This window comes from Halovivax ruber XH-70 (genome assembly GCF_000328525.1).
Taxonomy (GTDB): Archaea; Halobacteriota; Halobacteria; order Halobacteriales; family Natrialbaceae; genus Halovivax; species Halovivax ruber.
The window spans coordinates 2,615,760-2,628,478 of record NC_019964.1; the positions used below are offsets into that span (position 1 = coordinate 2,615,760).

Here is a 12,719-nt window from a genome sequence, read left to right on the forward strand (position 1 = left end):
AGACCGATATAGGCGGCTTCCGTACACTCGCTCGATGCTGCTGGTCCTCTGTGTCGACCTCGACGACGACCTCGGTCGGAAGACCGGCTTCACCACGCCGGTCATCGGGCGCGAGCCGGTCGAGGAAGCCGCCATCGCCATGGCGACGGCCGATCCCGAGGACTCCGACGCGAACGTGATCTTCCAGGGACTGCACGTCTACGACGAGATCGACGCGCGCGACGAGAGCGTCGAGGTCGCGGTCGTGACCGGCAACGAGGAGGGTGAAGTGAGCGCGAGTCGAGAGATCGGCGACGAAGTCGATACGGTACTCGCCAGCCTCTCGACCGGCGAGGACGTCACGACCGTCGTCGTCACCGACGGGGCACAGGACGAGTCGGTCCTCCCCGTCATCCGTGCACGCGTCCCCGTCGACGGCGTCCGCCGGGTCGTCGTCCGGCAGGCCCAGAATCTGGAGTCGATGTACTACACGATCAAGCAGGTGATGGCAGATCCCGAGACCCGCGGGACGATCCTGATTCCGCTCGGTATCTTGCTCTTGATCTATCCACTCGCGCTCGTCGGCGCGCTCCTCGATTTCCCGGGGCTCGTCATCGGGTCGGTGTCGACGCTGCTCGGTGTTTACCTCATCTCCAGCGGTCTGGGATTAGGCGCCTCGGTCGGCGGCGTCGCCACGAGTCTCCGGCGGTCGCTCTACGCGGGCCGGATGACGATCGTCGCGTACCTCGTCGCCATCGCCCTCGTCGCCCTGGGCGGAGTCAGCGGATTCGAAACGATCCAGTCGCTCGGGTCCAGCCAGGAGGCGATCGCGCTCCCGATCGGCGCCGCCGCATTCCTCCACGGGGCCATCCAGTGGTTCGGCGCCGCTGCCCTCACGACGAGTCTCGGTCAGCTCACCGACGCCTACATCGGTGAGCGACTCGAGTGGCGCTACCTCAACGCCCCGTTCTACGTCGTCGCGATGACCGTCGTGCTCTACGCCGTCAGTGGGTTCTTCGTCGACCGAATCGACGTGGCGGCGCTGGCGACGGCGCTCACCGGTGGCACTGTCCTCGCCATCCTGAGTACGCTCACCTTCGCGATCGTCGAGTCGCGGATTTCACGTGACGGGAGCCCGCGGACAGTGAACGTCGGGGAGTGACCACCGGTTCGCCGCCCATTTGGAGCCACCTGTAGGGAAAGCATTACGACGATCGGCCACTCTGCTTGCGGTATGCACCACGTTCTGGCCCCGGCGAGGCGATCTGCATGGTAGACATCGTCTTCTCACTCGGTCGGCTCTTCGTCGCACTCGCACTGGTCGCTGTGAACGGATTCTTCGTCGGCGCGGAGTTCGCGCTCGTCCGCATCCGTCCGAGCGTCGTCGACCGACTCGTCGATGAAGGGCGAACGGGCGCCGGAATCCTCCAGGAGGCAATGGAGAATCTCGACAACTATCTCGCAGTCACGCAACTCGGCATCACGCTCGCCTCGCTCGGATTGGGGTGGGCGGGAGAGCCTGCCGTCGCGGCACTGATCGAACCGCTCCTGGGAGAGGTCCTCCCGACCGGTGTCGTCCACCTCGTCTCCTTCGCACTCGCCTTTACCTTCATCACGTTCTTGCACGTCGTCTTCGGCGAACTCGCGCCCAAGACGTTCGCCATCGCCCGGACCGAACAGATCGCGCTCTTCGTCGCCCTCCCGATGAAGCTGTGTTACTATATCCTCTACCCCGGGATCGTCGTCTTCAACGGCGCCGCCAACGGATTCACCAGTCTGCTCGGTGTACCGCCCGCCTCCGAGAGTGAGGAGACGTTCACCGAAGCGGAGTTACTCACCGTCCTCTCACAATCGGGTCGCGAGGGGAACTTCGATCCGGACGAAGTCGAGATGATCCACCGCGTGTTCGAACTCGACGACATCGCCGTCAAAGAGATCATGATTCCCGCCCCAGACGTGGCGAGTTTCGACGCAGCCGACGATCTCGAGTCGATGCGAGCACAGATCGTCGAGATCGGCCACACCCGGTATCCCGTGCTCGGCACGGACGACGAAACCGATCGCATCGTCGGCTTCGTCGACGCCAAAGACGTCGTGCGAGTCATGGGACCCGAAACGGCGGCCGACGAGACGACGGCCGAATCGCTCGCACGCGACCTGCCCGTCGTCCCCGAAACGGCGCGCGTCACCGACCTGCTCACCCAGTTCCAGACCGAAGGACGCCAGCTGGCCGCGATCGTCGACGAGTGGGGCGTCTTCGAGGGGATCGTGACCGTCGAAGACGTCGTCGAAGTCGTCGTCGGCGACCTCCGCGACGGGTTCGACGAGCACACGCGGGCCATCGAGCGCCAGTCGGACGACACGTACGTGGTCGACGGTGGCGTCACCGTCGCACACGTGAACGACCGACTCGGGACCGCGTTCGAAGCCGAGCAGGTCGAAACCATCGGCGGAATGATCCTCGAACAACTGGGCGAAGTGCCAGCACCCGGCGACAGTCTCGAACTCGACGACGCTACCCTCACCGTCGACGACGTCGACGAGAATCGCATCACGCGCGTCGTCGTCAGCCGAGCCAGTCAAGCGGATCGTCCAGACGACGGTGATGACGGGCAAGACGGGGAGAAGTAATCGAGACAGTGCCGGAGTAGAGCGGGCCGGTCAGTCGAACGGCCGATCCATCACTGTTCACGTTCGACGACGAACTCGGCGAGTTCACGGAGGTACGCCTCCGCCTCGGTGTCGACCGGTTCGATCCGCTCCAGGGCGTCGATCGCCAGTTCGACCTGATCGCGGGCACGCTGGTTCGCCGCACTCGGAGAGAGGTCGGTGACCTGTAACAACGACGGTCGATCGAGCGACGCGTCGCGACCGGTCGGTTTCCCGAGCAGTTCCGGGTCGGCGACTGCGTCCAGGACGTCGTCGCGGATCTGAAACGCGACGCCGACGCGCTCTGCGTACTCGCCGATGGCCGCGACGGTCTCGTCGTCGCCGTCCGCCGCGATCGCACCGAGTTCCGCCGCCGCTCGAAACAGCGCACCGGTCTTGCGGCGCGCGAGCGTCATGTACTCCGCCTCCGTCGACGGGATCGAGACGAGCTCCATCGCCTCACCCTCGCCGAGTTCGACCATCGCCGCGGTCACCGATTGCATGGCCGCCGGATCGGTCGAAAAGTGATCGAACGCCTCCCCGAGCAGTCCGTCGCTCGCGACGATCGCGGGTCCGTGCCCGAACGCGCTCCACGCGCTGGGCGCATCGCGACGGATCGGCGACCGATCGATGATGTCGTCGACGACCAGCGACGCGGTGTGGACGAGTTCGATACCGACGGCGAAGTCGAGCGCGTCGGCCGGGTCGCCGCCGACGAACTCACACGAGAGGATCGTCACCGTCGGCCGCACGCGCTTGCCACCCGCGAGGGTCGTCCGGGAGACCTGCTCGCGGAGATCGGGGGGCTCGATAGCCGTGACGACCGCTTCGAGCCGGTCGTCGATCAGTGCCTGTCGGCGTACCGGACGCTCCATTATCGGGTAACGGGGCGACACGAAAAAGTACGTGACGGATCGAAACGGGTCAGTCGGCAGTCAGTTCGTGTTCGAGTCGTCGAACGTGAACTGATCGCCATCGCCGCCTGCATCGGTCGCAGGAGACCAGTCTTCGGCTGTGCCATCCTCGAAGAGCTGGCCATCGCCAGCCGTGTCGACCTCGGCTGGGACCGCGTCGCCGTCCTCGACGGTGATATCGACGGCCGTGTCGAATCCGTCGAGCGCTGTACTGAGTTCGTCGGCCTGTGACGTCAACGAGTCAGCACGGTGGCTGACGGCGGTAATCGCCGAGGTCTGTTCTTCGGCCGCAGCAGCAACTTGCTGGGCTTCGTCCGAGGTCTCTTCTGCGATTTCGGTCGCCGAGGAGACCATGGCGACGACTTCTTCGGTGGAGGCCGCCTGCTCTTCGGTCGCAGCGGAGATCTCCTGGACGCCGTCGTTGGTCTCCTGGGCGTACTCGGCGATCTCCTCGAGGGCTGCAGCGGCGTTCTCGACGGAGTCGACCTGTTCGGTCACTCGATCGGCAGTCTGCTGGACTTCCGCGGAAGCCCTGTCGGTTTGGGACTTGATGCTGTCGAGGCGTTCTTCGATGTCCTCGGCCGCCTCCTTCGTCTCGGAGGCCAGTTCTTTGACCTCGTCGGCGACGACGGCGAAGCCGTCACCCGCGTCCCCACCACTGCCGCTTCGGGAGGCCTCGATGTTGGCGTTCAGCGCCAGCATGTTGGTCTCGTTGGCGACCGTCGAGATGAACTCGACCAGTTCGTCGATCTGGTCCATCTCGGCTTCGAGTTGCTCGATCGCGGCGACGGCATCGGCCGAGTCCGCCTCGATCTCGTGCATGCCCTCGATGGCGTCCTGGGCGGCGTCACGACCTTCGGCACCGGTCGTGGCCGTTCGCTCGGCTACGTCGGCCACCTCGTTCGAGGAGGCAGCGATCTCCTCGGTCGTCGTCGAGAGCCCCTCCATCTCGCCCGCGACCGATCGGAGGTTCTCGTGCTGGCGATCGGCACCGTCCGATATCTCCTGGACGGATTCGCTCACCTGGGCGGAGGCGGACTTGACCTCCTCCGCGCTGCCCGTGACGTCCTGGCTCGCCTCGGCGACGATCTTCGAGAACGCCTGGGCACGCGCCGTCGTCTCCTCCAGATCGGCGACCATGTCGTTGAACGCGGTGGCGATCTCGTTCATCGACTCGTTCTCGCTCGACGGTTCGAGACGCCGGGTGAGGTCGCCCTCGGCGCAGTCGGCCATCACCTGCTGGTACCGTTCGGCCGTCGCCTCCAGGTGTTCGTTCATCGCCTGGGTTTCGGCGCGGGCCGCCTCGGCTTCGTCACGAGCCTGCGTCGCCTCGTCGATCCGGGCTTTCAACGACGTGCGCATGCTGTCGAACGCGTCGTACAGCCGCCCGATCTCGTCGACCCGGTCGGTCTCGAGATCGACCTCGAGATTGCCGTCTTCCATCGCAGTCGCCCGGTTTCGAAGCTGCGTGAGCGGGACCACCGTCTGGCGGCCGAGTACCATCCCCATCACGCCGAGCGACAGGAGACTCAAGCCGATCAGGACGAGAACGTTGCGCCCGACGGCGTTCGCGACGCCGTAGGCCTCGTCGGTCGGCACGGTCGTCACCGCGACCCAGTCGCTGTTGGCGACCGGAACGTACGCGGCGACCGTCTCGTCCGATTCGACGACGTCGGTCTGTCCCGTCATCGCGGTCTCGAGCGCGTCGGCGTCGATGGCGGGACGGTCGGCCCCGTCGGTCGATTCGAACACCGGCGAGCCGCTCGCATCGACGATCGTCGTCGTCGCAGCGGCCGAGGGCTGCTGGAGTTGTTCGACGCGATACTCGAGCGTCCCGATCACGACCGCGACACGATCCGTCCGTTCGTTGACCGGGCTGACGAACGCCATGACCTGGTCTTCGAGGACGTCGTCCTCGTAGGATGCGTCGGTGTGCCAGACGTCGTCGTCGTAGGACAGTTCGGCGGTGACGTCCGAGCGCGCCCAGGGTTCGTCGATCTCGCCGAGGGCGACGCCGCGCTGGGACGGGCTCGTGCTCGTAACGATCTCCCCACCGTCCGTATCGACGTAGTGGATCGCTCGAACGTCGACCGACATTCGTGCCTGTTCCTCTACGAGGTGTGCCTGAACGTCCTGCACAGCCCCGTCTCGGAGCGGCGCTGCCGCCGAGATCGTTCGGGTCTGAACGCCCATCGTTTCGACCCAGTCACCGATCGAACTCGCCTGCAGTTGTGCCGTGGATTCGAGTTGCTCGTTCGAATCGTCTTCGACGGTCTGTTCGGCCTGTACGTAACTGGCTCCGCCCACGAGTCCGATGACGAGGACGACGGCCAGAATCGAGATGACGAACTTCGTTCGGTAGCGCCGACGCACGAACGACGGCACCAGTTGTGATCCGAGAGACATCAGTATTCCACCGTATCGAGTTGCGTAATCGAGTCGCCTTCGTAGGTCCAGTACGAGAAGTTCGCCGCGACGACGTCCCCGTTCTCGTCGAATCTGACGCCACTCGAGGCGCCGACGTACTCGACGGGGTCGCCCTGCGCGGCGAGTTCGATCCCCCGTGCCAGGTCCGACGGGCCGATCCGCTCGCCGGTCGCGTCGGTCACCGCGGGGATCGATGCGCGAATCAGTTCACCGTCGTTTGCGCCGGCGTAGGCGTTGGCGAGCAGGAGTACCGCCGTCGCGTCGTAACTGTGTGCGTTGAAGGGTGTGCTATCCGGCGGTGCGTCGTAGGTCGACTCGTACGTTCGATCGAAGAAGTCCTTCCCGGGACCGGCCGAAAGTGGCGCCGTCCCCCTGACGTGATCGATCGGTTCGCCGACGCGCCCGGGGAGACTCTCGTCTCGCATCCCGTCGGTCACCAGCACCGCGGGATCGGCCCCATTATCGTGCAAGTCGCGAAGGAGTTGCGCTCCGCTGTTGGCGTACCCGATGAGAACGAGGACGTCCGGATCGTCGGCGAGGGCCGTCTCCAGTTCGTCGGCGTAGGAGATCGACCCGTCTTCGGGCGCCTGCTCGAAGGGGACCTGTGCAGCAACCGTCCCGCCAGCCTCCCGGACGAACGCCCGTTCGAACGCGCGACTCAACTGATAGCCGTAGTCGTTGTTCACGTAACACGTCGCGGCGCTGGAGTAGCCCTCGTCGGCGGCCTGCCTCGCGAGGACGGCCCCCTGCAGGGTGTCGGATACCGCCGTCCGAAAGACTAACCCCCGGTCGTTCAGCGTCGTGATCGTCGGCGACGTGCTCGCCGGCGAACAGCTCACGGTCCGGTAGGGAATCAACACCTGCTGGGTCGCCTGAAGCGTGACGTCCGAACTCAGCGCCCCGTTGATTGCCGGATACTTCGCCTGCGCGAGGCGCAGTGCCTCTCGAACACCCACGGCCGAATCCGTCTCCGCGTCGGCCCGTCCGACGTCGAACGCCAGATCGACGTCGGCAGCCTCTAGCTGTGTGATCGGCAGTTCACCGGCGTTACGAATCGGCTCGCCGACGTGACTCAGGTCACCAGTAAGCGAGTGTAACATCCCGATCTTTATCGTGCGACCAAGCCCGCCGGGGCCGTCGTCGGCCTCGCCGGACCCGACTCCCGGAAGCCGATCCAGACACCCCGAGAGTGACCCGAGAGCACCAACGGCAACCCCCGACAGCACTGTTCGTCTCTTGTGGCGATCCACCATGGCCCTCGGTTGTCAGAGTACCACTATAATATCTCCGGAGTGTGGTACTAGTATGATATATTGTTATTCGTAGGTTTTGGTCGACGGGTGCGTCAATGAACAGGCCCCCTGTGTGCACTCGACGCATTCATCTGATGATAAAAACGACACAGACACGCACCGGACTCACCCGCTCCGTCGCCTCCTCGAACCCACACGGCTCGCGGGCTACGCTGTTACGTGACCGACAATCAGCGGGTTTCGCTCCGTTCGACCTCGGCGTTCCCACTGCCAATCTAAATCAAAAAGCCGCTCCCTTCGGTCGTGCTCGCGGGTCACTCCGTTCCCCGTTCGCGTAACCGAGGTTCCCGCTCGCGATTCCGAGGCGGAGAGTAGAGCGAGGCGCCTCGTCACGCTCGCTCACGGGTCGTTCCTCCCCGTTCGCGTAACCGAGGTCTTCGCTACGCTCAGACCTCGCTCGCTCCGAACCGCACGACTCGCGGGTCACTCCGTTCCCCGCTCGCTGTTTCGGGATCCTTACTACGTTCGGATCCCGCCCTACTGGAACTCTTCGATCAACGCCGGCACGACGTCGAAGAGGTCGTCGTGAATCGCGTAGTCGGCGATGTCCATGATCGGGGCGTTGGGGTCGGTGTTGATCGCGACGATCGTGTCCGAGCCCTTCATGCCGGCGACGTGCTGGACGGCGCCGGAGATGCCGATGGCGATGTAGACATCGGGTGTGACGACCTTCCCGGACTGGCCGACCTGGCGGTTCGCGGGGAGCCAGCCGTTGTCGACGATCGGTCGCGACGACGAGAGCGTGGCGTCGAGTGCGTCGGCGAGGTCGCGAATCAGATCCAGGTTCTCCTCCTCTTCGATCCCGCGGCCGATCGAGACGAGCAGGTCGGCCTCGCTGATGTCGACGTCGCCGCCGGCGACCTCCTCGAAGCCGGTGACCGTCGAGCCGACGGCGTCCTCGTCGATCTCGGCGTCGAAGGCCTCGATCGGGGCGTCGCCAGTGCCTTCGGCTTCGGGCCACTCGCCTTCCCGGATCGTGGCGAGGGCAGTGCCGGCATCGAGTTCCGTCGTCGTCTCGACCTTGCCGCCGTACATCTCGCGCGTCGCGATCAACGAGTCGCCGTCGACGGCGAGGTCGACGACGTCGGTCACGATCGACAGGTCGAGGCGCCCGGCGACCGCCGGTGCGTAATCGAGTCCGTTGACGCTGTTGGGAACGAGGACGTACTGCGGGTCGATCGCGTCGACGAGTTGCTCGATCGCCTGGACGTAGACGTCGTGGTTGAACTCCTCGCCGTCTGAGACGGTGTGAACGACGTCGACGCCCTCGCGAGCGAGTTTCTCGCCGAATTCGTCGACCGCGCCACTGATGACGGCCAGGTGCAGGTCACCGTCCGTCTCGTCGGCGAGTTCGCGCCCCGCCGTCGCGAGTTCGTAGCTCACCGGTCGGAGTTCGCCGCGGCGGTGATCGGCGATCGCGAGGACGTCCGTCATGCCGTCACCCCCTTCTCGCGAAGCATCTCAGCTAACTCGCCCGCGGTTTCCTCGGCACTTCCCTCCCAGACCGTCGCATCGCTCTCGGACTCCGGTTCGTACATATCCGTCAGTTCGAGGCTGCCCTCGACGACGCCCGCGTCGACGGCGATGTCGTCGAGCGTCTTCGCGTCGAGCGGCTTGCGCTGGGCCTGGCGGATGCCGCGCAGGCTCGCGTAGCGCGGTTCGTTGATCCCGGTCTGGATCGTCAGCACGGCCGGGAGGTCGACCTCGCTCAGCTCCTCGACGCCGCCCTCGAGTTCGCGTCGCACGGACGCGGTACCGTCCTCGAGGTCGTGATCGAGGTCGTTGACGACGGCCGACCACTGGAAGTCGAGCGATTCGGCGAGGGAGACGCCGGTCGCCATCCAGCTGTCGTCGCCCGTCTGGACGCCCGAGAGGATCAGATCGGGTTCCTCTTCGGCGACGACGGCCTTCAGGATCTCCGTCTTCGCGCGGACGTCGAGCAGGTCGACGCCCTCCAGGGACTCGTCCCAGACACGGATGGCCCGGTCGGCACCCTTCGCGAGCGCCTGTCGGATCGTCTGTTCGGCGTCTTCGGGGCCGATCGTGACGGTGACGACTTCGTCTGCCACGCCGCCCTCCTGCAGCTGGACGGCCTCCTCGATGGCGTAGTCGTCCCACTCGTTCAGATCGGCATTCAGGTACTGGTCGGCGATCTCGGTACCGTCGATCTCGAACTCGTCGTCGACGGTTGCCACCTCCGCGACCGTTACGAGGATTTTCATCGCCTCGAACTCCGACCGCAGGACCGTAAATGCTTTCGAAACCGGCTTCGTCGCGTCGGTAGTTGATCCGTCGAACCGCAGCCAGCTAGCCCACAGTCCAGCCGTCGTGACGGATTCGCCCCAGTCACACCCAGTGGGCGATACGCAAGCGGTTTAACGCTGCCGGCGCTACGGCGGGTATGGCAGATTGTCCACTCGCCGACGACTGTCCGCAATTCTCGGAGCGGATCGCTGGCATGGGGTGTCAGCACTACGGCGACAAGGGTGGCAAGGAGTGGTGTAACCACTACAACCAGCCGATCAGCGAACTCAAAACCCAGCCCGTCAAGAGCGGCGAGGAGGTCGTCGTCGACATCGTCGACATGCACGAGAGCGGCGCCGGCGTCGGCCGGACCGAGGACGGCTTCATCGTGATGGTCGACGGTGTCCTCCCGAAGGCCCGTTCACGCGTCGAGATCTCCCGCGTTCACAGCAACCACGCCCGGGCAGAAGAGATCGAACGCCTGCCGCTCGACCCCGACGAAGACGAGAGCGACGACGAATCCGACGCCGACGCAGACGATGACGAGGAGGGAGATGCAGACGCAGACGCAGACGCGGACGACCACGAACGCGAGGACTCCGGCCCCGATCGCCCGCAGCTTGGCAGCCGCGAGAACTTCTGGGGCTCCTGAGGACTCGCCGCGGCGACACCCCGTCCGCGAGTGGTGACACACCTGCCAATCCGTTCCCCGAAACCGGTGCAGCCGGCGACCCCACCTGCCCCGCGACGTTTTTCCCCACGGACCGCAAACGCCGAGCCATGCGAGCCCCGCTCCGGGCCGGCATCGCCGTCTACAACGACGGTCACTACCACGCAGCCCACGACGCGTGGGAAGCGCACTGGCTCGATCTCGAGACCGGAACCGACGACGAGCGGTTGCTCCACGGGTTGATCCAGTTCACCGCGGCGGTTCACCACGCCCACCGCGGGAACTGGGAGGGTGCCGTCGGCCTGGCCGGGAGTGCCCGCGAGTACCTTGCCGAACTGAACGCGGCCTATCGAGCGTGCAACGTGGGTGCCGCGCGACGGTTCCTGGCCGACCTCGCTGCCGACCCCGAACTGGTCGAGCGACGGGCACCGCTCGCGCTCTCCCACGAAGGCGAGATCCTCACGCTCGCCGACTGCGCGCCCGCGGAGACGGCCGTCGCCGCCCACGTCCTCGCCGAGGAGTGGGGCTACGACGAGGAACCCATCGAGCGAACCGGGGAGTTCCTGCGAACCGATATCGATCGCGGACGGGCTGAAACGCCGTTCCAGGCGTTACTCAAGGATTTCGTCGCCGGCGACGGCGCCAATCGGGCGATCATCTACCAGCGACTCGAACAACACGTCGACCGTCGGCGATCGGAAGTCGAGGACGTGGCTGGACTCTTCGAGTGAGTCGCCGGGCGAAACGTGTCCGTCCACGTCAGTTCATGGCAGCCTCGACTGGGTTCGACGAACGGGCGCTGTTCGGTTCCGGTAGTCGATCTCGGCCCGATCGAGGAAGCAGCCCACCGATCTGTCTGACTAGCGTACATTCTTAACACATTTACCACTCGGTCGGAGAGCATAGTGAGATGACAGACCAGTCCTCCATTCCTGACTCACTCCCGGTCCAGGCGTACATCGAAGACGGCGCACGCCTCGCCGCCATCCTGCTCGTCTGGGGTATCATCAGCGCGTTCTTCACGTATGGCTTGACCGAACTCGGCATCTTCGAACAGCTTTGGTTCCAGCTCGGCGAACTGTTCGCGCTCGTCGGCGTGTTGAACGCGACGCTCTACCTCGGCTATCGCGTCGTCGACTACTGGCGTGCGACCGCCTGACGATTACACGACTCGTTCGTCGCCGTTCCACTCCGCGGAGTTGTCCTGTGGCTCGTAGCCGAGCACCTCGCGAGCGCGCTCGATGGAGTAGTACTTCCGGTCGTTGTCGGAGATGCCGTAGACGATCTCGTAGCCGTAGTCGGCCTCGATACAGCGCTGAAAGAGGTGCGCACAGTCACGATAGGAGAGCCACATCGCCTGGCCGCGCTCGTAGTCGATCGGCGGGTGGCCCTTCGTGAGGTTGCCGATACGGACGCACGCGACCGATAGGTCGTGCTCGTCGTGGTAGTAACGCCCGAGGAGTTCGCCGGCAGCCTTCGAGACGCCGTAGAGGTTGCCGGGGCGCGGGAGTTCCGTCCCGTCGAGGCGGAATTCATCGTCCTCACGATACATCCTCGGCGTGCGCTCGTCGGTCTCGTAGTGGCCGACGGCGTGATTCGAGGAGGCGAACGCGACCGTGTCGACGCCCGCCTCGACGGCGGCCTCGTAGACCACACGAGTACCGTCGATGTTGTTCGGGAGGACCGACGACCACGGGGCCTCCTTACGCGGGTCGCCCGCGAGGTGGATCACGGCGTCGATTCCCACCATCGCCTCGCGGACGGCGTCCTCGTCGGTGATGTCGGCGACGACGAACTCGCCCGGCAGCTCCTCGGTCGGTGGATCCCGATCGAGAAGTCGCCATTCGTACTCGTCGGCGAGGTCGCTCAGGACCGCCGAACCCACGCGACCCGCCGCCCCGGTCAAGAGGACCGACTGTGCCATTCGTTCGACCGATAGGCCCACCCAGATACGTAGCTTGCGGTCTGGGACGACGATGGGAGCGCCAGTGAACAGCCGTAACGCGAGCCCTGGACGCCCGTCGAGATGTCCAGCGACCGGAACGGCCAATGGGCTCGGGGACTGATCGACAAACCATGAATCAGACGTCACCGTCGGGTGAGAAGCCTGACGCGACCGAGCCGACCACGGGCGAGGTCGCCTGCTTCGAGACCGGGATCAAGTTCGGATCGCTGTACCACCAGTTCGCCGGGTCGCCGGTCTCGCCCGCGAGCGTCGACAGCATCGCCCGCGCGATGGAAGACGCCATCGAGAACCAGCCTCACTGTGAGTCGGTGACCGTCGCGGTCGACACCGACGCACTACAGGCCGAACTCGACGAATCGAGCGCCGACTACACCGAGTTGACCGGCCGCTTCCTCGACGTCGAGATCGTCGTCGGCTACGAGGGCCACACCGTCACCGCCCAGATGGCGATGGAAGACGGCTACCCGCTGATGCGCGTGGTCGACGTCTCGAGCGAGGAGGGCCGAGACACGGACCACGGCAGGTGACTGCGTCTCGACAGCTTCGAACCAGGGGCG

General features: G+C 65.4%; 12 protein-coding genes. 6 read left to right on the top strand and 6 right to left on the bottom strand.

All coding sequences use genetic code 11. The features are described from left to right. Positions 1 to 34 precede the first annotated feature (34 nt). Together HALRU_RS12580 and HALRU_RS12585 are read left to right on the top strand one after the other, a co-directional pair. On the top strand, positions 35 to 1,141 hold the full coding sequence (locus tag HALRU_RS12580; RefSeq protein WP_015301770.1) for a DUF373 family protein: 1,107 nt from the start codon (positions 35 to 37) through the stop codon (positions 1,139 to 1,141). 107 nt (positions 1,142 to 1,248) lie between these two features. Continuing rightward, positions 1,249 to 2,610 (top strand): hemolysin family protein, encoded by a 1,362-nt coding sequence (locus HALRU_RS12585; protein ID WP_015301771.1) that lies wholly within the window; start codon positions 1,249 to 1,251, stop codon positions 2,608 to 2,610. 50 nt (positions 2,611 to 2,660) lie between these two features. Here HALRU_RS12585 and HALRU_RS12590 read toward each other — a convergent pair whose 3' ends face one another. The 5 genes from HALRU_RS12590 to HALRU_RS12610 form a co-directional block, all read right to left on the bottom strand. Continuing rightward, a complete protein-coding gene (locus HALRU_RS12590) occupies positions 2,661 to 3,503 on the bottom strand; it encodes a polyprenyl synthetase family protein (protein ID WP_015301772.1) in 843 nt (280 codons plus the stop codon). Between the two features lie 60 nt (positions 3,504 to 3,563). After that, positions 3,564 to 5,948 carry a methyl-accepting chemotaxis protein gene (locus tag HALRU_RS12595; RefSeq protein ID WP_015301773.1) on the bottom strand — a complete coding sequence of 795 codons (2,385 nt, stop codon included), beginning with the start codon at positions 5,946 to 5,948 and terminating at the stop codon, positions 3,564 to 3,566. Then, a complete protein-coding gene (locus tag HALRU_RS12600; RefSeq protein ID WP_015301774.1) occupies positions 5,948 to 7,222 on the bottom strand; it encodes an ABC transporter substrate-binding protein in 1,275 nt (424 codons plus the stop codon). The genes HALRU_RS12595 and HALRU_RS12600 overlap by 1 nt, the downstream gene beginning before the upstream one ends. 537 nt (positions 7,223 to 7,759) lie before the next feature. After that, positions 7,760 to 8,716 carry an electron transfer flavoprotein subunit alpha/FixB family protein gene (locus HALRU_RS12605; protein ID WP_015301775.1) on the bottom strand — a complete coding sequence of 319 codons (957 nt, stop codon included), beginning with the start codon at positions 8,714 to 8,716 and terminating at the stop codon, positions 7,760 to 7,762. Next, complete coding sequence (locus tag HALRU_RS12610) at positions 8,713 to 9,504, bottom strand: electron transfer flavoprotein subunit beta/FixA family protein (protein ID WP_015301776.1); 792 nt, start codon at positions 9,502 to 9,504, stop codon at positions 8,713 to 8,715. The genes HALRU_RS12605 and HALRU_RS12610 overlap by 4 nt, the downstream gene beginning before the upstream one ends. A gap of 179 nt (positions 9,505 to 9,683) precedes the next feature. On the opposite strand from HALRU_RS12610, the gene HALRU_RS12615 reads away from it, so the two are divergent. The 3 genes from HALRU_RS12615 (at position 9,684) to HALRU_RS12625 (ending at position 11,355) form a co-directional block, all read left to right on the top strand. Next, entirely contained in the window at positions 9,684 to 10,178 is a 495-nt protein-coding gene (locus HALRU_RS12615; RefSeq protein WP_015301777.1) for a TRAM domain-containing protein, read from the top strand. A gap of 128 nt (positions 10,179 to 10,306) precedes the next feature. Then, on the top strand, positions 10,307 to 10,927 hold the full coding sequence (locus HALRU_RS12620) for a DUF309 domain-containing protein (RefSeq protein ID WP_015301778.1): 621 nt from the start codon (positions 10,307 to 10,309) through the stop codon (positions 10,925 to 10,927). A gap of 179 nt (positions 10,928 to 11,106) precedes the next feature. Further along, positions 11,107 to 11,355 (top strand): hypothetical protein, encoded by a 249-nt coding sequence (locus HALRU_RS12625; RefSeq protein WP_015301779.1) that lies wholly within the window; start codon positions 11,107 to 11,109, stop codon positions 11,353 to 11,355. Between the two features lie 3 nt (positions 11,356 to 11,358). Here HALRU_RS12625 and azf read toward each other — a convergent pair whose 3' ends face one another. After that, positions 11,359 to 12,120 (bottom strand): NAD-dependent glucose-6-phosphate dehydrogenase Azf, encoded by a 762-nt coding sequence (azf, locus tag HALRU_RS12630; RefSeq protein WP_015301780.1) that lies wholly within the window; start codon positions 12,118 to 12,120, stop codon positions 11,359 to 11,361. Between the two features lie 152 nt (positions 12,121 to 12,272). On the opposite strand from azf, the gene HALRU_RS12635 reads away from it, so the two are divergent. Continuing rightward, on the top strand, positions 12,273 to 12,689 hold the full coding sequence (locus HALRU_RS12635) for a dihydroneopterin aldolase family protein (RefSeq protein ID WP_015301781.1): 417 nt from the start codon (positions 12,273 to 12,275) through the stop codon (positions 12,687 to 12,689). Positions 12,690 to 12,719: the final 30 nt, after the last annotated feature.